Annotated in this window: 15 protein-coding genes; 3 read left to right on the top strand and 12 right to left on the bottom strand. The window is 71.6% G+C overall.

Annotated elements, in window-relative coordinates; all coding sequences use genetic code 11:
- Window positions 1–278: 278 nt before the first annotated feature.
- The 10 genes from ACZ4Z2_RS01685 to ACZ4Z2_RS01640 all read right to left on the bottom strand — a co-directional run bounded on the left by ACZ4Z2_RS01685 (window position 279) and on the right by ACZ4Z2_RS01640 (window position 13,410).
- The gene (locus ACZ4Z2_RS01685; protein WP_468071255.1) at window positions 279–2,051 is read right to left on the bottom strand and encodes an IucA/IucC family protein; all 1,773 of its coding nucleotides are present in this window, start codon (window positions 2,049–2,051) and stop codon (window positions 279–281) included.
- Entirely contained in the window at window positions 2,048–2,602 is a 555-nt protein-coding gene (locus ACZ4Z2_RS01680) for a GNAT family N-acetyltransferase (protein ID WP_468071253.1), read from the bottom strand. Before ACZ4Z2_RS01680 ends, ACZ4Z2_RS01685 begins: the two co-directional genes overlap by 4 nt.
- Window positions 2,599–3,888 (bottom strand): lysine N(6)-hydroxylase/L-ornithine N(5)-oxygenase family protein, encoded by a 1,290-nt coding sequence (locus ACZ4Z2_RS01675; protein WP_468071251.1) that lies wholly within the window; start codon window positions 3,886–3,888, stop codon window positions 2,599–2,601. The genes ACZ4Z2_RS01680 and ACZ4Z2_RS01675 overlap by 4 nt, the downstream gene beginning before the upstream one ends.
- Complete coding sequence (gene desA, locus ACZ4Z2_RS01670) at window positions 3,869–5,314, bottom strand: lysine decarboxylase DesA (protein ID WP_468071249.1); 1,446 nt, start codon at window positions 5,312–5,314, stop codon at window positions 3,869–3,871. Before desA ends, ACZ4Z2_RS01675 begins: the two co-directional genes overlap by 20 nt.
- A 132-nt stretch (window positions 5,315–5,446) precedes the next feature.
- Window positions 5,447–6,304 carry a siderophore-interacting protein gene (locus ACZ4Z2_RS01665; RefSeq protein WP_468071247.1) on the bottom strand — a complete coding sequence of 286 codons (858 nt, stop codon included), beginning with the start codon at window positions 6,302–6,304 and terminating at the stop codon, window positions 5,447–5,449.
- 137 nt (window positions 6,305–6,441) lie between these two features.
- Window positions 6,442–7,491, bottom strand: coding sequence for an ABC transporter substrate-binding protein (locus ACZ4Z2_RS01660; RefSeq protein WP_468071245.1), 1,050 nt, complete (start codon window positions 7,489–7,491; stop codon window positions 6,442–6,444).
- A 185-nt stretch (window positions 7,492–7,676) separates the two neighbouring features.
- On the bottom strand, window positions 7,677–8,837 hold the full coding sequence (locus ACZ4Z2_RS01655) for an acyl-CoA dehydrogenase family protein (RefSeq protein ID WP_055539597.1): 1,161 nt from the start codon (window positions 8,835–8,837) through the stop codon (window positions 7,677–7,679).
- Between the two features lie 6 nt (window positions 8,838–8,843).
- Window positions 8,844–9,773: a hydroxymethylglutaryl-CoA lyase gene (locus ACZ4Z2_RS01650; RefSeq protein WP_468071665.1), complete on the bottom strand. Its 930-nt coding sequence runs from the start codon at window positions 9,771–9,773 to the stop codon at window positions 8,844–8,846.
- A gap of 56 nt (window positions 9,774–9,829) precedes the next feature.
- Window positions 9,830–11,773, bottom strand: a complete 1,944-nt coding sequence (locus tag ACZ4Z2_RS01645) for an acetyl/propionyl/methylcrotonyl-CoA carboxylase subunit alpha (RefSeq protein WP_468071663.1) — start codon at window positions 11,771–11,773, stop codon at window positions 9,830–9,832.
- A 20-nt stretch (window positions 11,774–11,793) separates the two neighbouring features.
- Window positions 11,794–13,410, bottom strand: coding sequence for a carboxyl transferase domain-containing protein (locus tag ACZ4Z2_RS01640; protein ID WP_468071243.1), 1,617 nt, complete (start codon window positions 13,408–13,410; stop codon window positions 11,794–11,796).
- Window positions 13,411–13,497: 87 nt separating this feature from the next.
- Between ACZ4Z2_RS01640 and ACZ4Z2_RS01635 the strand changes: the two genes are divergently transcribed.
- The 3 genes from ACZ4Z2_RS01635 to ACZ4Z2_RS01625 all read left to right on the top strand — a co-directional run bounded on the left by ACZ4Z2_RS01635 (window position 13,498) and on the right by ACZ4Z2_RS01625 (window position 16,465).
- Window positions 13,498–14,163 carry a TetR/AcrR family transcriptional regulator gene (locus ACZ4Z2_RS01635; RefSeq protein WP_468071241.1) on the top strand — a complete coding sequence of 222 codons (666 nt, stop codon included), beginning with the start codon at window positions 13,498–13,500 and terminating at the stop codon, window positions 14,161–14,163.
- A gap of 230 nt (window positions 14,164–14,393) precedes the next feature.
- Window positions 14,394–15,551, top strand: coding sequence for an acyl-CoA dehydrogenase family protein (locus ACZ4Z2_RS01630; RefSeq protein WP_099964685.1), 1,158 nt, complete (start codon window positions 14,394–14,396; stop codon window positions 15,549–15,551).
- 35 nt (window positions 15,552–15,586) lie between these two features.
- Entirely contained in the window at window positions 15,587–16,465 is an 879-nt protein-coding gene (locus ACZ4Z2_RS01625) for an acyl-CoA thioesterase (RefSeq protein ID WP_468071239.1), read from the top strand.
- 18 nt (window positions 16,466–16,483) lie between these two features.
- On the opposite strand, the gene ACZ4Z2_RS01620 is transcribed toward ACZ4Z2_RS01625, so the two are convergent.
- Window positions 16,484–17,278, bottom strand: coding sequence for a phosphatase (locus tag ACZ4Z2_RS01620; RefSeq protein ID WP_468071237.1), 795 nt, complete (start codon window positions 17,276–17,278; stop codon window positions 16,484–16,486).
- A gap of 110 nt (window positions 17,279–17,388) precedes the next feature.
- Window positions 17,389–18,987 (bottom strand): helix-turn-helix domain-containing protein, encoded by a 1,599-nt coding sequence (locus ACZ4Z2_RS01615; protein ID WP_468071235.1) that lies wholly within the window; start codon window positions 18,985–18,987, stop codon window positions 17,389–17,391.
- Window positions 18,988–19,112 lie beyond the last annotated feature (125 nt).

The following is a 19,112-nucleotide window of genomic DNA, read 5'->3' as shown; positions in this document are numbered from 1 at the left end:
GGGGCGCGACCCATGCCGTAAAAGGGGCGCGGGGAACTGCGCGACCAGCCCCCACTCAGCCGCACCCGCACACACACCAAAGGCTTTCCTGGGGCGCCGGAGGCTAGGCCCTGTCGTCAAATTCCCACCTACCCCGCGACGCCATGCACGCGCTCTCGACGCACCGGGCCCCGACCCGAGTACGTCCAGTACACGGGTCAGGGCCCGGCACGCCGAGAGCACGCACCTGACGCCGCGGGGCCGCCCTTCGGGCGACGGCGGGAATGTGACGACAGGGCCTAGAGGTCCGCTATGGGGTTCTTCAGGGTGCCGACGAGTTGGAGCGCGCCCGTCGGGTCCGACAGGTCGACCATCTGGCGGTTGTCGCGCAGCTGGAGCCGGTTGAGGCAGGACAGCGCGAACTCGGGGGCGAACATGTCGTACTGGGCGAACTTCTCGGCGAGCTCGGGCGTCGCCTCCTGGTAGTCGCGGACCGTCTCCGCGACCGTCCGCCAGAAGTCGTCCTCCTCCAGCACCCCCTCCTCGGCCAGCTGGGCGGCGAGGAAGCGGAAGAAGCAGTCGAAGACGTCCGTGAAGACCGACAGGAGCTTCTTGTCGTCGGGGACGTCCACGCGCACGCGCTCGACCGCCGGCGGGAGCACCGCCTGCGGGTCCATGACCGCGATCTCCTCCGCGATGTCCTTGTAGACCGCCCGCTCCACCACCCCGTCCTTCAGGACGAGGATCACGTTCTCGCCGTGCGGCATGAAGACCAGGTCGTAGGCGTAGAAGCTGTGCAGGAGCGGGGTGAGGTACGCCCGCAGATAGCGGCGCAGCCACTCCGTCGGGGTCAGGCCCGAGCGTTCGATCAGGGCCGCCGCGAAGCCGTGGCCCTCGTGGTCGACATGGACGAGGGAGGCCATCGTCGCCAGCGACTCGCCCTCCTGGAGCCCGGACACGGGGCTCTCGCGCCACAGCGCGGCCAGCATCTTGCGGTACGGGGAGTACCGGTCGGTGGCGGCCTCGTACTCCAGGTGCCGGTAGCCGACGGCGGCCCGCTCGCGGATGATCGACAGGCCCGTCGACTTCAGCACCGGGTCGTTCTCGATCAGTCCGGCCAGCCAGTCGTTGATCGCCGGGGTGGCCTCCATGTACGCCGCCGACAGGCCGCGCATGAAGCCCATGTTGAGGACGGACAGGGCCGTCTTCACGTAGTGCTTCTTCGGGCTGGAGCTGTTGAAGAAGGTCCGGATGGACTGCTGGGCCACGTACTCGTCGTCGCCCTCGCCGAGCAGCACCAGGTGCCGCTGGGCGACCTCGGCGGCGAAGGTGACGGAGAGCTTGTTCCACCACTGCCAGGGGTGGACCGGGATGAACAGGTAGTCGGCCGGGTCGAGTTCCAGCCCGGTGAGGACGGAGGTGAAGCGGTCGACGGTCTCCGCGCCCAGCTCGTCCCGCAGGAACGCCTCGTACTCGATGCCGACGCCCGCCGTGAACACCGCCCGGGAGCGGTGCGCGGCCAGCCAGACCAGACGGACCGGGCTCGCCGTCTCGGGGGCGTACGCCAGGTACTCGTGGACGCCGAAGCCGAGGCGGCCGTTGTTGGCGACGAAGCAGGGGTGCCCCTCCGTCATCCCGGTCTCGATGGCCTGGAAGCCCGCGTCCACCAGCTCGGCTACCGGGACCCGCGGCTTGGTCAGCTTGTAGCAGGTGCCGGAGAGGGTGGAGGAGATCTCCTCCAGGTACACGGGGAGGATCTCGTCGCTCAGCCCCAGGGACCCCTTCAGTTCGATGAAGAAGTCCAGCGCGGCGAGGGGGAGGTCGGCGCCGTCCCGGTGACGGGTGATCGAGTCGGCGTCGACCTGCCAGTGGTCCAGGGCGTAGCGCCTCGCGGCGAACCCGTAGCGGGTCTGGCCGTCGTCGCTGCGGACCTCGAAGCGGCCGTCGGCGGTGGCCTGCGGCGTGATGAGCCGCTCATGGGCGAACTCGGCGAGCGCTTTGCGGATCAGCAGGCGGTTGGCCCGTGCCCAGCGGCGGGGGGACAGGTGCGCCACGGCATCGGACAGGGTCATACGGGGACTCCTCGGGCGGCGAGGCCGCGCTTGTCGAAGAACTGCTCTCGCGTACAGAAACTCAGCAGCGCGCGCTTCTCCGGCTTGTCGATCTCGCGGTCGGGGACGAAACCGACGAACGCGTTGAGCGCGTGCACCGCCGTGTTGGCCACGTCCGGCTCGACGACGACCCGGCGGGTGGCCGGGTCCTCGAAGAGGTGCGCCATCACGGCGGTGATCACGGACCGGGTGAAGCCGTGCACGGGGGTGTCCGTCGGCGGCACCAGGAAGTGCATGCCGACGTCGCCGGGCTCCGGCTCGTACAGGCCGACCAGCTCGCGGTGCGCGGGGTCGTACTTCTCCATGAGGAACGCGGGCTCGCCGTCGAGCAGGCCCAGCAGGGCGTGGTGGTGCGGGTCCGCCGCGATCTCCATGTAGGCGCGCTCGACGTCCGCCGGCCGGGCGTCCTGCATCATCCAGTACGCGGCCTTGGGGTGGGTGACCCAGCCGTGCAGCAGCTCGGCGTCCTTCTGCGGGTCCAGGGGGCGGAAGGTGAAGTGCGTGCCGCTCATACGGCGAACTCCTGGAAGGCGATGGTCTTCTCGACCGGGTAGTACTCGGTGCCCAGCAGCTCGCGGATGATGGACGCGTTGCGGTACGCGCCCATGCCCAGGTCGGGCGAGGTGACGCTGTGCGTGTGGACGCCCGCGTTCTGCAGGAAGATCCCGCGGCCGGTGGTGTCGACGGCGTAGTTGCGGGCCACGTCGAAGCGGCCGTGGCCGTCGAAGACGAGCCGGTCGCGGATCGGGGCGAGGAACGCCGGCGGCCGGTAGTGGTAGCCGGTGGCCAGGACCAGGCCCTCGGTCTCGATCTCGAAGTCCTTGCCCTGCTCGTCCTGGCGGAAGCCGAGCGTGTAGCGGCCGTCCGCGTAGGAGGCGCTGTTCAGGGACGAGTTGGTGAGCAGGCGGGTGGGGACCGGGCGTCCGCCGGCGGTCACGTTCTTCTGGTAGAGCAGATCGAAGATCGAGTCGATCAGATCCCCGTTGATGCCCTTGAACAGGCCCTTCTGCTGCTTCTCCAGCCGGTAGCGGGTCTCCTCGGGCAGCGCGCGGAAGTAGTCGATGTAGTCCGGGGACGTCATCTCCAGCGTCAGCTTGGTGTATTCGAGGGGGAAGAAGCGCGGGGAGCGGGTGACCCAGTTGAGCCGGTAGCCGTGGACGTCGATCTCGGAGAGCAGTTCGTAGAAGATCTCCGCGGCGCTCTGGCCGCTGCCGACGATCGTGATCGACTTCTTCTTCAGCAGCTCCGCCTTGCGGTGCATGTACTGCGCGTTGTGGAAGAAGTCCCCGCCCAGGCCCTCGCACGCCTCGGGCACGTACGGGACGGTGCCGGTGCCGAGGACCAGCCGGCGGGCGCGAAGGACGTCCCCGCCGGCCGTCCGTACGGCGTACACGTCGTCCTCGTACGTCACCTCGGTGACCGTCGTGCCGAAGCGGACGTTGCCGAGCCGGTTCGCGGCCCAGCGGCAGTAGTCGTCGTACTCGACGCGCAACGGGTAGAAGTTCTCGCGGATGTAGAACGAGTACAGCCGGCCGGAGTCCTTCAGGTAGTTGAGGAAGGAGTACGGCGACGTCGGGTCGGCGAGGGTGACCAGGTCCGACATGAACGGGGTCTGGAGGTGGGCGCCGTCGAGGAACATCCCCGAGTGCCACTCGAAGTGCGGCTTCGCGTCCAGGAAGATCCCGTCGAGCTCGGCGATGGGCTCGGTCAGGCAGGCGAGGCCCAGGTTGAAGGGCCCCAGTCCGATGCCGATGAAGTCGTGGACGTGCGCGGCGGGTTCAGGAAGCGACGCGGTCAAGGGATTCTCCCAGGTACTGCTCGGCGTGGCCGGCGATCAGGTCGAGCACGGCGGCGATGTCGGCGACCGTGGTCTCGGGGTTGAGCAGGGTGAACTTCAGGTAGTGGCGACCGCCCACCTTGGTGCCCGCGACGACGGCGTCGCCGGAGGCGAACAGGGCCTTGCGGGCGTACAGGTTGGCGCGGTCGATCTCGGCCGGGTCGGTGACGGCCTCGGGGATGTAGCGGTAGACCAGCGTGGACAGCCGGGGCTCCACGACCACGTCGTAGCGCGGGTCGGCGGCGAGCAGCTTCCAGCCCTCCTCCGCCAGGTCGCACACCTCGTCGAACAGCTCCCCGACACCGTCGGCGCCCATCGTGCGCAGCGTCATCCACAGCTTCAGTGCGTCGAAGCGGCGGGTGGTCTGGAGGGACTTGTCGACCTGGTTGGGGATGCGCTCGGTGACCATGCGGCGCGGGTTGAGGTACTCCGCGTGGTAGGTGGCGTGGCGCAGGGTCGCCCCGTCCCGGACCAGGACGGCGGAGGAACTCACCGGCTGGAAGAAGGACTTGTGGTAGTCGACGGTGACCGAGTCGGCCCGCTCGATCCCGTCGAGCAGCGCCCGGCGCTTGAGGGAGACGAGCAGCCCGCAGCCGTAGGCGGCGTCGACGTGCATCCACGTCCCGTACTGGGCGCACAGCTCGGCTATCTCGGGCAGCGGGTCGATGGACCCGAAGTCGGTGGTGCCGGCGGTGGCGACGACGGCCATGGGGACCAGGCCCTCGGCCTTGCAGCGCTCCAGTTCACGGGCGAGCGCCATGGTCTGCATCCGCTGGTCGCCGTCGACCGGGATCGAGACGACCGCGTCCTGTCCGAGGCCCAGCAGTTTCGCCGACTTCTTCACGCTGAAGTGGCTGACCTCGGAGGCGAAGATCCGCAGTGTGCCGGTGTCCTCGGTCTTGGCCTCCTCGCGGGCGAGGAGCAGGGCCTGGAGGTTGGACTGCGAGCCGCCGGAGGTGAAGACGCCGTCGGCGGCGGGGCCGAAGCCGACGCGCTCGTTGGTCCAGTCGATCAGTTTGCGCTCGATCAGTGTGCCGCCCGCCGACTGGTCCCAGGTGTCGAGCGAGGAGTTGACGGCGGAGAGGACCGCCTCGCCGAGCACGGCCGGGATGACGACCGGGCAGTTGAGGTGGGCGAGGTAGCGGGGGTGGTGGAAGTAGACCGCGTCCCGGAGGTAGACCTCCTCCAGTTCGTCGAGGACGGCGGCCGTGTCGTGCAGCGGCTCGTCGAGGTCGATCCGCTCGATCGCGGGCGCGAGGGCGTCGACGCCGACTCCGGTGAACGGCCGGTCGGTGGTGGCGAGTTTGGCCGCCACCCGCTCCACGCCTTCGGTCACGGTGCGGCGGTACCGCTCCGCGGTCGTGTCATTGAGCAGGTGCGAGCGCATGGGGAGGTCCTCCGAGAGGGGTTTCGACTTAGGTTAGCCTAACCTAAGCCACTTGGGCGAGGTCATGCCTGTCCCGTGACTGTCATCACGTCAGTCACTCGGGCAACACGGGCAGTTGGTCCGACGGGCGCGCTATTCGCCGCGCTCGCGCAGCTGTTCCTCGGTCAGGCCCTCACGCCAGTACCCGACGAAGGTCACGCGCCGCTTGTCGATCCCGCGCTCCCGCACGAGATGCCGGCGCAGTTCCTTGACCCGGCCGGACTCACCGGCGATCCAGGCGTAGGGCGACGCGCCGGGCGGCAGCGGGGCGGCACGGACGGCGTCGAGCCCGGGCGGGGCGCCCTCGCCGCGCACCAGCCAGGTGATCTCGGCGTCCGCCTCGGTGACCAGGTCCTGGATGTCCCCCGCGTGGTGGACCTCCAGCCAGACCCGCGCCGGCATCCCGGCCGGCAGCGACTCCAGGATCGCGGAGGCGGCGGGCAGTGCCGTCTCGTCCCCCCAGATCACCACCAGGTCGGTGTCGGCCGGCGGCCGGAACCGGATCGCCCGGTTGTCGGCGACCGCCGGCCCGAGCAGCACGACCCGGTCCCCGGCCGACGCGCCCGACGCCCACCGTGACGCGGGCCCGGCGGGCACGGCGGCCCCCGGCTCCACCCCGTGCAGCACGAAGTCGATGTCGATCTCGACGGTCTCCCCGTGCGCGTCGGCGCGCAGCCCCCGCAGCGTGTACGAGCGCATCACCGCCCGCACGTCGTCCGGCAGCTCCCGCCACGCCTGCCACCAGCCGTCGCCCAGCTCGTACGGCACGGCCGGGACGTCCTGCCCCGGGTGCGGCAGGAACAGCGACAGCGACTGGTCCCTCCCGTCCGACAGGAAGAACCGCAGGTCGTCCCCCGCGAAGGAGACACGCACGAGAGACGGCCCCAGCCGCTCCGTCCGCACGACCTGAAGAGAGAAGAAACGGAAGGGCGCGGCTACGGCCGTCGTCATGTCGGGGCTCCGGCATCAGGGGCGGGGCGTAGGGGGAGGGGGCGGCCCGGGAAACCCGGGGGCGCGGGGCGTCGACAGGTGCGGCGCCGCCGCGTGTGCGCGACCTGCCACACACGACCCGCGGGCGGGACCGGCGGTCAGCTGACCTTCTTGGCCTTCTCGATCGCCTCGGCCAGCTCCTCCAGAAGCGGCGCGCACTTGTCGTAGGACAGGATCGGCTCGGGGTTGCGCCCGATGACCTGCCCGGCCTTGACCGCGGGCAGCTTCTTCCAGGTCGCCTCCTCGATCGCGTCCGGCTGGATCGCCGACGTGCGGTTGTCCATGATGATGACGTCCGCGTCGTACTTGTCGACGTTCTCCCAGCTGAGGTTCTCGAACCAGCCGCCGCTGGCCTTCAGCGCCTCGGCGCTCGGCTCGACGAAGTTCACGCCGAGGGCCTTGAAGTACTCCAGGTCGATGGAGAGGTTCGAGCCGGACACGTAGAAGATGTCCTGGCTGGCGGAACCGGCCAGGACCTTGATGTCCGGCTTGGCCTTGGCGGCCGCGCGCAGCCGGGCGGCGGCGTCCTCGAACCGCTTCTTCGCCGCGGTGACCTTCTCCGACGTGACGTCCGCGCCCAGCGACTCGGCCAGCTCGTAGACCCGCTGGAGCGGCTCGGTCATCTGACGGTCGTACACGGAGATGCCGACGCTCGGGGCGAGCTTGGCGATCTTGTCCTTGGACGCCTCGGGCACGTACCAGAGGGTGCCCGCGTCGTCGAACATCGTGGTGATGAGGACGTCGGGGGAGAGGGCGGCGTACTTCTCGACGCTGAACTCGTCCCAGATGTTGCCGATGACGGTGACCTTGCTGACGTCGAGGTCGCCGGCCTGCACGTCGGCCTTGCCGTTCTGCAGCTTGGTCGGGCCGAAGACGCCCTTCACGCCGATGCCGTAGTCGTGCAGGGCGGCGGCGACGCCCACGAAGGCGACGATGTTCGCCGGGGTCTTGTCGAGCTTGACGGTCTCGCCGCGGTCGTCCTTGAAGGTCCACGGGCCCGACTTGGCGGCCGCCGTCTCCTTGCCGGAGCCGGCGCCGCTGCTCGCCTTGTCGTCTCCGCAGGCGGCGAGCGCGGCACCGAGGCCGAGTGCGCCACCGGCGGCGAGGATGCCACGGCGGGTGAGGTGAGCGGCTCTGGCGTTGGGCATGAGTATGGCTACTTTCGAACGGGGCGGAGTGCCGCCCGAGGGTGAGTTCGAAGGTAGGTTAGCCTAACCTCACCACTTGTCCAGCGGGTGGGGTGTGCTTGGGGGGAGTACCGCGTCCGGGGCGCGTCAACACACCGGAAGGCCGGATCCGTGAGAACGAATCCGGCCTCCTCGGTACGGCGGTGTCAGCCCACGAGCCCCAACTCGCGGGCGATCAGCATGCGCTGGACCTCGCTCGTGCCCTCGCCGATCTCCAGGATCTTGGAGTCGCGCCACATGCGGGCCACCGGGTACTCGTTCATGAAGCCGTAGCCGCCGTGGATCTGCGTGGCGTCACGGGCGTTGTCGACGGCGACCGTGGACGAGTACAGCTTCGCCAGCGCCGCCTCCTTCTTGAACGGCTCCCCGGCCACGAGCCGCGAGGCCGCGTCCCGCCAGGCGAGGCGGGCCGTGTGGGCCTTCATCTCCATGTCGGCGATCTTGAACTGGATCGCCTGGTTGGAGCCGATCGGCCGGCCGAAGGCGTGGCGCTCCTTGGCGTACTTCACCGACTCGTCGACACAGCCCTGGGCGAGCCCCGTGGCGAGCGCCGAGATGGCGATCCGGCCCTCGTCGAGGATGCGCAGGAACTGCGCGTAGCCGCGGCCCAGTTCGCCGAGGAGGTTCTCGGCCGGGACCCGGACGTCGGAGAAGGACAGCTCACGGGTGTCGGAGGCGTTCCAGCCGACCTTCGAGTACGGGGCCGCCACCGTGAAGCCCGGGGTGCCGGACGGGACGATGATGGAGGAGATCAGCGGCTTGCCCTCCGGGGTGCGGCCGGTCACCGCCGTGACCGTGACGAGGCCCGTGATGTCGGTGCCGGAGTTGGTGATGAAGCACTTGCTGCCGTTGATCACCCACTCGTTGGTCTCCTCGTCCAGCCGGGCCGTCGTACGGGTCGCGCCCGCGTCCGAGCCGCCGTCCGGCTCGGTGAGGCCGAACGCGCCGAGGATCTCCCCGGAGCACAGCCGCGGCAGCCACTCCTCCTTCTGGGCCGGTGTGCCGAACAGATGGATCGGCATGGCGCCCAGGGAGACTCCCGCCTCCAGGGTGATGGCCACGGACGAGTCGACCCGCGCCAGCTCCTCCAGCGCGATGCCGAGCGCCAGGTAGTCGCCGCCCATCCCGCCGTACTCCTCCGGGAACGGCAGCCCGAACAGGCCCATACGGCCCATCTCGCGCACGATCTCGTACGGGAACTCATGGCGCTCGTAGAAGTCGCCGATCTTCGGTGCGACGACCTCGTGCGCGAACTCCTCGACGGTACGGCGGAGTTCTTCCAGTTCGGGAGAGAGGTGGTGGTCCATGAGAAGTCACTGCTCCTTGTGGGAGAGGGCTCGTACGGTGCGGGACGGGCTGGGTCGGCCCAGGTGGTCGGCCATCCACGCGCTGGTGGCGACGAGACGGCCGAGGTCGACGCCGGTGTCGATGCCGAGGCCCCGCAGCATCCACACGAGGTCTTCCGTGGCGAGGTTGCCGGTGGCGCTCTTCGCGTAGGGGCAGCCGCCGAGGCCGCCCGCCGACGCGTCGACCGTGGTGACGCCGTGCCGCAGCGCCGCGAGGGTGTTGGCGAGGGCCTGGCCGTAGGTGTCGTGGAAGTGGACACCGAGGGCCGGGGTCGGCACGCCCGCCTCGTTCAGCGCGGTGAGCAGCGCCTGCACATGGCCCGGGGTGGCGACGCCGATGGTGTCGCCGAGGCTCAGCTCGTCGCAGCCCATGTCGACCAGGGCCCGGCAGACCCGGACGACCTGCGGGATGGGCACCGGGCCCTCCCAGGGGTCGCCGAAGCACATGGAGAGATAGCCCCGGACATGGACCCCGTCGGCCTTCGCCCGGGTCACCACCGGGTCGAACATGGCCAGCGCCTCGTCGACCGTGCGGTTGAGGTTGGCCTTGGCGAAGGACTCGGTGGCGCTGGCGAAGACGGCCACCCGGCGGGCGCCCAGCACCAGGGCCCGGTCGAGACCGCGCTCGTTGGGCACCAGGACCGGCAGGTCCACGGGCAGATGGGCGACCCGCGGGAACAGGTCCTCGGCGTCGGCGAGCTGCGGCACCCACTTGGGGTGCACGAAGCTCGTCGCCTCGATCGTCGTCAGGCCCGCGTCGGCCAGGCGGCGGACGAACTCGGCCTTCACCTCCGTCGGGACGGTCGCCTTCTCGTTCTGCAGCCCGTCACGGGCACCCACCTCGTGGATGCGGACCCGTGGCGGGAGCCCGTCGGCGGCGGGCGGGGGCACGGTCATCGGGAGACCGAGGGCGGCACCCTCCGCGGTCGATTCCGTGCTGTCCGGTGAGGTCATCACGCCACCTCCTCGTCCTGCTCGTGCGGGGCGACGACCGCGAGCACCTGGTCCATGGCGACGGTCGTGCCCGGAGACACGTCCAGCTCGGTGACGGTCCCGGCGTGCGGCGCGGAGATGACGTGCTCCATCTTCATCGCCTCCACCACCAGCAGACTCTGACCGGCGCTCACCTCGTCCCCCACGGCCACCTTCACCACGGTGACCGTGCCGGGCATCGGCGCCGTCAGCGAGTCCGCGCCCGCGTGCGCCGCGCCGGTCAGGGCGGCGGCCACCGGGTCGTGGTCCCGGACGTGCCAGGCGTCACCGTCCCGGCCGAGCCAGTCGCCGGCGTGGTGGAAGGTGTGGCGGACGCCGTCCAGGGTCACGGTGACCCGGTCGCCGGTGACGGTGTGGGTGCCCAGCGGGCGATGGGTGACGGGTTCGAGGCCCGGCACCCGCAGGTCGAAGGCCGGCGGAACGGTCTCACCGCCCAAGCGCCAGCCGTTCGGCACCGAGAACGGGTCCGTCCAGCCCTCGCCGCGCGGCGTCAGCGCGTCGAGCCGCAACGCGGCCGCCGCCTCGTACACGGCCTCGGGCACCCCGTCCGGTACGAGCCCGTCGACCTCCCGCTCGACCAGGCCCGTGTCCAGGTCGCCCGCGACCACCGCCGGATGCGCCAGCAGCCGCCGCAGGAACCCGGCGTTCGTCTGGACGCCCAGGGTGACCGTCCCGGCGAGGGCGGCCCGGAGGCGGCGCAGCGCGGTGGGCCGGTCGGGGCCGTACGCGATGACCTTGGAGAGCATCGGGTCGTACAGCGAGCCGATCTCCGTGCCCTCGGTGAGACCGGAGTCCGTGCGCACGCCGTCGCCCTGCGGCTCGCGCAGCCTCAGGATCGTGCCGCCGGAGGGCAGGAAGCCGCGCGAGGGGTCCTCGGCGCAGATCCGGGCCTCGACGGCGTGGCCCGTCAGCCGGACGTCGTCCTGCGCGAGGCCCAGCCGTTCGCCCGCCGCGACCCGCAGCTGCCACTCCACCAGGTCCACGCCCGTGACCAGCTCGGTCACCGGGTGCTCCACCTGGAGGCGGGTGTTCATCTCCATGAAGTAGTACGACGACGGGTCGCCGCCGGGGACGATGAACTCGACCGTGCCCGCGCCGGAGTAGCCGCATGAGCGGGCCGCCTGGACCGCCGCCTCACCCATCGCGGCACGGGTGGCCTCGTCGAGCAGGACGCTGGGCGCCTCCTCGATGATCTTCTGGTGGCGGCGCTGGAGGGAGCACTCGCGCTCGCCGAGGTGGATCACCTGCCCGTGGTTGTCGGCCAGGACCTGGATCTCGATGTGCCGGGGGCGGTCGATCCACCGCTCCACGAGCAGCGTGTCGTCGCCGAAGGAGGCGCGGGCCTCGCGGCGGGCGGCGGCGATCTCGTCGGCCAGCCGCTCCTCGTCCCGCACCAGCCGCATGCCCTTGCCGCCGCCCCCCGCGCTGGGCTTCAGCAGCACCGGCATCCCGATCTCCCGCGCCGCGTCCGCGAGCTGGGCGTCGGTCAGACCGCTGCCGCTGGAGCCGGGCACCACCGGCACCCCGGCCGCCCGGACCGTCTCCTTGGCGCGGATCTTGTCGCCCATGAGGGAGATGGCGTCGGCGGGCGGCCCGATGAAGACGAGCCCCGCCTGAGCGCACGCCCGCGCGAACCCGGCGTTCTCCGCGAGGAAGCCGTACCCCGGGTGCACCGCCTGCGCGCCCGTGCGGGCCGCCGCCTCCAGCAGGCGCTCGACCGACAGATAGCTCTCCGCCGCCGGCGCCGGACCGATCCGTACCGCGGTGTCGGCCTCGCGTACGTGCCGGGCGTCGGCGTCCGCGTCGGAGTACACCGCGACCGAGCGGACGCCGAGGGCGCGCAGGGTGCGGATGACGCGGACGGCGATCTCGCCGCGGTTGGCCACCAGCACCGTGTCGAACATGCTCACGTTCACAAGCCCCCTCACATCCGGAAGACGCCGAACTGGGGGTCACCCAGCGGCGCGTTGGCGCAGGCGGTCAGGGCGAGGCCCAGGACCTGGCGGGTGTCCAGCGGGTCGATCACGCCGTCGTCCCAGAGGCGGGCGGTGGCGTAGTAGGCGTTCCCCTGGCGCTCGTACTGGGCGCGGATCGGGTCCTTGAAGGACTCCTCGTCCTCTAGGGGCCACTGCTCGCCCCGCGCCTCCAACTGGTCCCGCTTCACCGTCGCCAGCACGGACGCGGCCTGCTCGCCGCCCATCACCGAGATCTTGGCGTTGGGCCACATCCACAGGAAGCGCGGTGAGTAGGCCCGGCCGCACATCGAGTAGTTGCCCGCGCCGTACGAACCGCCGACGACGACGGTCAGCTTGGGGACGCGGGTGCAGGCCACCGCCGTCACCATCTTGGCGCCGTGCTTGGCGATGCCGCCGGCCTCGTAGTCCCGGCCGACCATGAAGCCGGAGATGTTCTGCAGGAACACCAGGGGGATGCCGCGCTGGTCGCACAGCTCGATGAAGTGGGCGCCCTTCTGGGCCGACTCCGAGAACAGGATGCCGTTGTTGGCGACGATCCCCACCGGGTGGCCGTGGATCCGGGCGAAGCCGGTGACCAGGGTCTGCCCGAACTCCGCCTTGAACTCGGCGAAGCGCGAGCCGTCCACCACGCGCGCGACGACCTCCCGGACGTCGTACGGGGTGCGGGAGTCGACCGGCACCGCCCCGTACAGCGTGTACGGGTCCACCTTGGGTTCGACGGCCGGCTCCACCGACCAGGGGAGCGGGCCCCGCGAGGGCAGCGTGGAGACGATCGTCCGCACGATCCGCAGGGCGTGCGCGTCGTCCTCCGCGAGGTGGTCGGTGACCCCGGAGACCCGGGAGTGCACCTCGCCGCCGCCCAGCTCCTCGGCGGTGACGACCTCGCCGGTGGCGGCCTTCACCAGCGGGGGGCCGCCGAGGAAGATCGTCCCCTGGTTGCGGACGATCACGGCCTCGTCGCTCATCGCCGGGACGTACGCGCCCCCGGCCGTGCAGGACCCCAGCACGGCCGCGATCTGCGGAATGCCCGCGCCCGACATCCGGGCCTGGTTGTAGAAGATCCGGCCGAAGTGCTCGCGGTCGGGGAAGACCTCGTCCTGCATGGGCAGGAAGGCGCCGCCGGAGTCGACGAGGTAGAGGCAGGGGAGGCGGTTCTCCAGCGCCACCTCCTGGGCCCTCAGGTGCTTCTTCACCGTCAGCGGGTAGTACGTGCCGCCCTTGACGGTGGCGTCGTTGGCCACGATCACGCACTCACGGCCGCTGACCCGGCCGATCCCGGCGATCACCCCGGCCGCCGGCGCCTGCCCGTCGTACAGGCCGTCGGCGGCGAGGGGGGCCAGCTCCAGGAAGGGCGAGCCCGGGTCCAGGAGGGTGTCGACCCGGTCCCTGGGCAGCAGCTTGCCCCGGGCGGTGTGCCGGGCGCGCGCCTTCTCGCCGCCGCCGAGACGGGCGGCGGCCAGTTTGGCGCGCAGCTCCTCGCCGAGGGCGCGGTGCGCGGCCTCATTGGCCCGAAACGACTCCGCCGCGGGGTCCACCGCGGTCGTGAGCTCCGGTGCCTGGTCCATCGTGCGGTCCCCTCACCTTTGTTAATGAGCGTTAACGCATTTCCTCCAGGTTAACGACCGCTAACCTCCCTGTCTAGAATTGGCTCCATGGCCACCAGAACCGACGCCCCCACCCGCCGCGAGCAGATCCTCAAGGAGGCCGCCCGGCTCTTCGCCGAGCGCGGCTTCCACGGTGTCGGCGTCGACGAGATAGGCGCCGCCGTCGGGATCAGCGGCCCCGGCCTCTACCGCCACTTCGCCGGCAAGGACGCGATGCTCGCCGAGCTGCTGGTCGGTATCAGCGGCCGGCTGCTGACGGGGGCCAAGCGCAGGATCGCCGAGGCGGACGGCTCGACGGCGGGCGGCCGGGGGGCCGCGGGTGCGGCCGGGGTTCGGGCGGACGGGGGCAGGGGGCGGTGGGACGCCGAGGCGGTGCTCGACTCGCTCATCGAGGGGCACATCGACTTCGCCCTCGACGACCGTCCCCTCATCACCCTGCACGACCGCGAGCTGGACCGCCTCCGCGACAGCGACCGCAAGCTGGTGCGCCAGCTCCAGCGGCAGTACGTCGAGCTGTGGGTCGAGGTGCTGCGCGAGGTCTACCCTGCCCTCGCCGAGCCCGCCGCCCGCTCCGCCGTCCACTCGGTGTTCGGCCTGCTGAACTCGACCCCCCACCTGGGCCGCCCGGGTTCCCTGCCGGGCCGTGCGGCCACGGCGGAACTCCTCCACCGGATGGCGCGGGGGGCCTTCGCGGCGGCCGGCGCCGCCGGGTGAACCGACCGGCGACGGCTCACGTGTGCCCTCACGGAGGAGGGCCGGGCCGGGCGCCCGGCGTGACGAGCGTTACGCCCCCACCTCTCTGGACGGCTCTTCGTACTCGCCGGTACGGTTGAGTCTGAGCAAGCGCTTAGCCAAGCGGAGTCCGGGCGTCGGCCCCGGACGACGACGGCTTGCAGCCATGTGGGTGAGAGTGGCGCCGGTTCGGGCGCAGAAAGGGGTCGGCCGTGCGCCGTACGGTGTTCAACGAGGATCACGAGGCGTTCCGGGAGACCCTGCGTGCCTTCATCGAGGCCGAGGTCGTCCCCGTGTACGACGAGTGGCTGGCCGCGGGCCAGGCGCCGCGCGACTTCTACTACAAGCTCGCCGAGCTGGGTGTCTTCGGCATCCGCGTGGACGAGGAGTACGGCGGCGCCGGCATCGACTCGTACAAGTTCGAGGCCGTCCTCTACGAGGAGACCGCCCGCGCCGGCATCACCTTCGGCGGCTCCGGCGTGCACGTGCTGCTCGGCCTGCCGTACATCAAGATGCTCGCCAACGACGAGCAGAAGAAGCGGTACCTGCCCAAGTTCGTCTCCGGCGAGGAGATGTGGGCGATCGCGATGACCGAGCCGGGCACCGGCTCCGACCTCGCGGGCATGCGCACCACCGCCAAGCTCAGCGAGGACGGCACGCACTACGTCCTCAACGGCGCCAAGACCTTCATCACCGGCGGTGTGCACGCCGACCGCATGATCGTGTGCGCCCGTACGGCCGCCCCGACCAAGGAGGACCGCCGCCACGGCATCTCCCTGTTCGTCGTGGACACCAAGGCCGAGGGCTACTCGGTCGGCCGCAAGCTCGACAAGCTCGGCCTGAAGACCTCCGACACCGCCGAGCTGGCGTTCGTCGACGTCAAGGTCCCCGTCGAGGACCTCCTCGGCGAGGAGAACAAGGGCTTCTACTACCTCGGCCACAACCTCGCCTCCGAGCGCTGGGGCATCGCCTACGGCGCCTACGCGCAGGCCAAGGCCGCGATCCGGTTCGCCAAGCAGTACGTGCAGGAGCGCGTCGTCTTCGGCCAGCCCGTCGCCGCCTTCCAGAACACCAAGTTCGAGCTGGCCGCCTGCCAGGCCGAGGTGGACGCCGCCGAGGCCGTCGTCGACCGCGCCACGGAGGCCCTCGACGCCGGTGAGCTGACCCCGGCAGAGGCCGCCAGCGCCAAGCTGTTCACCACCGAGGTCGCGCACCGTGTGATCGACCGCTGCCTCCAGCTGCACGGCGGCTACGGCTTCATGAACGAGTACCCGATCGCCCGCCTGTACGCGGACAACCGCGTCAACCGCATCTACGGCGGCACCAGCGAGATCATGAAGTCGATCATCGCGAAGGACATGGGTCTGTAAGGTCCCGGAAATTACCGTCCAGTACAACTGACCTCATGAGTCAGGCACCACTTCTGGATCTCCTCGATCTCCTCGACCTGGAGCAGATCGAGGAGAACATCTTCCGCGGCCCGTCCCGGCCCGCCATCGTCCCGCGCGTCTTCGGCGGGCAGGTCGCGGCACAGGCGCTCGTCGCCGCGGGGCGGACGGTCCCCGAGGACCGGCTGCCCCACTCCCTCCACGCCTACTTCCTGCGCACCGGCGACCCGGGCGCGCCCATCGTCTACACGGTCGACCGGATGAACGACGGCCGTTCCTTCACCGCGCGCCGTGTCGTCGCCGTCCAGCACGGGCAGCCGATCTTCGCCCTGTCGGCGTCGTTCCAGCGGTGGGAGGAGGGCCTCGAACACCAGGCGCCGATGCCGTCCGCGCCCGACCCGGAGACCCTGCCCACCGCCGAGGAACGGCTCCCGGGGTACGGCCTCGACCCGGTCGTCGTCGAGAAGATGCTGGAGGCACGGGCCGCCGTCGACCTGCGCTACGTCGACGACCCGCCCTACGGCCGCTACGGCGAGCCCCGCGAACCCCGCTCCCAGGTGTGGTTCCGCGCGGGCGGCAAGCTGGACGACGACCCCCTGCTGCACGTCGTGCTCGCGACCTACGTCTCCGACATGACGCTGCTCGACTCCATCCTCCTCGCGCACGGCCGCGGCGGCTGGGCCGTGGGCGACGTCGTCGGGGCCTCGCTCGACCACGCCATGTGGTTCCACCGGCCGTTCCGCGCCGACGAGTGGCTCCTCTACGACCAGGAGTCGCCGTCCGCGTCGGCCGGGCGCGGCCTCGGCCAGGGCCGCATCTACACCCGCGACGGCCGGCTCGCGATCTCCGTGATCCAGGAGGGCGTCGTCCGCGTCCCGCGACCGAGGACGCCCTGAGACCGCCGCCGGCGGGGCCTAGCCCTGGGCCAGCCCCGCTTGGTCCAGCAGGTACGCCGTCATCGGGTCGTAGTAGCGCGGGCTGACCACGTGGTCGTCGAGGGGGACCGCGACCTGGAGCGTGCCCTCGGACTCGCCGAGGAAGAGGGCCGGGTCGTTGGAGTCCGCGTAGCCGACGGAGTCGATGCCGAGCTGGCCCGCGCAGCCCGCCCAGCCGTGGTCGGCGACCACCAGGTCGGGCAGCGGCCGGCCGGCACCCTCCAGCCCCCGCAGGATCGCCCGCATCGGCTCGGGCGAGTGGGTGTGCCAGAGCGTGGCGCCGTGCTCCAGGACGGCGACGTCCGCGAACTGCATCACGTACCCCTCGTCCGTCTGGAGTCCGTCCGGGATGACGACGATCTCGCAGCCCGCCGCGCGCAGCGCCCGCGCCGTCTCGTGGTGCACATGCAGCAGGCCGCCGGGGTGACCGGTGGCGAACAGGACGCGCTGTCCGCCCTCCGCCGCCTTGCGGAGCCGGGCCGCCATGCGCTCCAGCGCGTCGACCGTCAGGTCCGGGTCGATGGTGTCCTGGCCGTAGCGGTACCCGGGGTCGTCGTTCACGCCGACGCGCTCGGCCATCACGGCCAGTACGTCCTGCTCGTCGCTCCAGCGGTCGCCGAGCTCCAGGCCGAGCCAGTAGTGGCGGTTGCCGTTGGCCAGTTCGCGGTAGTGGGAGAGGTTGTTCTCGCGCGGCGTGGCGACGTCGCCCGCGATACGTGTCCGTACGAGGTGTTCGACGAGCTCGGCGCGGCTGGGGGTCCCGGGTATCGGCATGCGTCCATTGTGAGGCAGACAACTGCGTCAGTCGCGGGCGTACCGTCCGCTGCGACCCGCGTCACTCCCCGTCGGCCCGCGCCGCTCCCCGGGTCTCCCACCCCACCGGTTCACTCCTGGCGCAGCGCGAACCACAACTCCATCCGTACGTCCGGGTCGTCCAGGTCCGCCCCCAGCAACGCGGCGCAGCGACCCACGCGTTGGCGGACCGTGTTGCGGTGTACGGCCAGCGCGACGGCCGTACGGTCCCAACTGCCGTGCAGCGACAGCCAGGTGCGCAACGTCTCCACGAGTGCCGGGGAGTCGTCGAGCGGGGCCAGCAGCGCGCGGGCGTGGGCGGTGGCGTCCTCGGCCCGGACGAGATCGGCGAGCGCGGTACGGGCCCCGTGCCGCACCAGCGCCGTGCGGGTGGCCCGCGCCCGGGCCAGCGCGCGGGCGGCCTGCGCGTCCGCCGCCGGCCACGCGTCCGGGGCCGCCGGGGCGCTCACCCCGCAGGTCCAGCCCGGCTGGGCGGTGACCTCGCGGCCGGCCGGGACCAGGACGCGTACGACGTCGCCGTGGGCGTCGACCAGGGCGGAGCCGAGGGCCGCGCCGAGCGCGCCGGCCATGAGGGGGTCGGGTGACCGTGCCTCGTCGGTGGGGCGCGCGTGTACGACCAGCCAGGGGCCGGCTCCACCCAGCAGGGGTGCGATGTCCTGCCGGGCCGCGCCGAGCAGCAGCCGTACGAGGGCGGACACGCGGGCCGCGCCGGTGCCGCTCCCGCTCCGCTGCTCACCGGTGAGGAGGGAGAGGAGCACGGCGGCGACGGAGGTGATCGTGTGGGTGCCGGGGTCGCGGTGGGGGGTGGCCACGGCGAGGGCGAAGCGAGGGGGTGAGCCGAGGGCGTAGGCCGTGAGGTGGGTGCCGGCGACCGTGTCCGTGGCGGAGGTGGGGGTGAGGGCGCGCGGGGAGGGCTCGGGGGGTTGCCGTGACGGGGCGGCTGCGGGTGCGTCGTGGCTGGTCACGCGGTTCCCCGCGCCCCTTGGGGGGTGGGGGTGCACCACCGCTGTCAGTGCGGCCAGGGCTCGGGTGATCGCCTGCCCCGGGTCGCGGCCGAAGGCCGCCAGTTCCGTGCCCTCCGGGCCGTAGAGGACCGCGCGGCCTTCGACGCGGCGGGCCAGTTGGCGCAGGACCGCTCGGACCGGGTCCGGGCGGGACGCCGCCGCCGCGAGGCTCTGCTGGGCCTCCGTGACGCGGCGGAGCTCGGCGTGCCTCGCCTGGGCCATCAGTTGCCAGACCGCTCGGGCGACCCCGGAGAAGGTCGTGCGGGGCGGGACCTCGATCAGCGGCAGCCCGTAGGTGTCGCAGGCGGCCACCAGGGCCCTCGGGACCGTGTCGTGGACCGGCGCCAGGCCGAAGCCGAGGGCCGCGCCGCCCGCCGCGACGATCCGGGAGACGTAGTCGTCGAAGTAGGTGCCGGACCCGGCGGACTCCGGGGTGTCCGCCCCCGTCGCGGCCTGCGGGATGTGCACGCCCGCCGTCAGCAGCAGCTCACCGCCGAGCAGGTACGGGTAGGGGTCGGACAGCTCCGAGGTGTGCGCCCCGTGGACCACCGTGCCGCTGCCGGTCGGGCCCGCGATCTGCCGCAGTCCCAGGTCCTCGCGGGCGAGGAGGGCGGCGAGGGGCACGGGAGGGGTGGGCGGCACGGCCGGGACCGCCGCGTCCGACATGATGTGCGTTCCCTCCATCCGGAACGGCTCCAGTGGATGAAACGTACACTTCGCAGCCGCTTCCCGGCCACCTACTGTCGAGGCACGCACCCGCGCGCACCCGCGCGGTCAGCCCCGCCCCCACG

This window comes from Streptomyces sp. NPDC030183 (assembly GCF_055573455.1).
Note: the sequence above shows the minus strand (reverse complement) of the source record. Positions and strands in the feature narration are given on the sequence as shown.

Excerpts from the sequence above, each read along its gene's own strand:
- ACZ4Z2_RS01625 (WP_468071239.1), top strand. The coding sequence starts at position 15,587 with ATGAGTCAGGCACCACTTCTGGATCTCCTCGATCTCCTCGACCTGGAG.
- ACZ4Z2_RS01620 (WP_468071237.1), bottom strand. The coding sequence starts at position 17,278 with ATGCCGATACCCGGGACCCCCAGCCGCGCCGAGCTCGTCGAACACCTC.
- ACZ4Z2_RS01660 (WP_468071245.1), bottom strand. The coding sequence starts at position 7,491 with ATGCCCAACGCCAGAGCCGCTCACCTCACCCGCCGTGGCATCCTCGCC.
- ACZ4Z2_RS01615 (WP_468071235.1), bottom strand. The coding sequence starts at position 18,987 with ATGTCGGACGCGGCGGTCCCGGCCGTGCCGCCCACCCCTCCCGTGCCC.
- ACZ4Z2_RS01645 (WP_468071663.1), bottom strand. The coding sequence starts at position 11,773 with ATGTTCGACACGGTGCTGGTGGCCAACCGCGGCGAGATCGCCGTCCGC.
- ACZ4Z2_RS01640 (WP_468071243.1), bottom strand. The coding sequence starts at position 13,410 with ATGGACCAGGCACCGGAGCTCACGACCGCGGTGGACCCCGCGGCGGAG.
- ACZ4Z2_RS01685 (WP_468071255.1), bottom strand. The coding sequence starts at position 2,051 with ATGACCCTGTCCGATGCCGTGGCGCACCTGTCCCCCCGCCGCTGGGCA.
- desA (WP_468071249.1), bottom strand. The coding sequence starts at position 5,314 with ATGCGCTCGCACCTGCTCAATGACACGACCGCGGAGCGGTACCGCCGC.
- ACZ4Z2_RS01665 (WP_468071247.1), bottom strand. The coding sequence starts at position 6,304 with ATGACGACGGCCGTAGCCGCGCCCTTCCGTTTCTTCTCTCTTCAGGTC.
- ACZ4Z2_RS01680 (WP_468071253.1), bottom strand. The coding sequence starts at position 2,602 with ATGAGCGGCACGCACTTCACCTTCCGCCCCCTGGACCCGCAGAAGGAC.
- ACZ4Z2_RS01655 (WP_055539597.1), bottom strand. The coding sequence starts at position 8,837 with ATGGACCACCACCTCTCTCCCGAACTGGAAGAACTCCGCCGTACCGTC.
- ACZ4Z2_RS01635 (WP_468071241.1), top strand. The coding sequence starts at position 13,498 with ATGGCCACCAGAACCGACGCCCCCACCCGCCGCGAGCAGATCCTCAAG.
- ACZ4Z2_RS01650 (WP_468071665.1), bottom strand. The coding sequence starts at position 9,773 with ATGACCGTGCCCCCGCCCGCCGCCGACGGGCTCCCGCCACGGGTCCGC.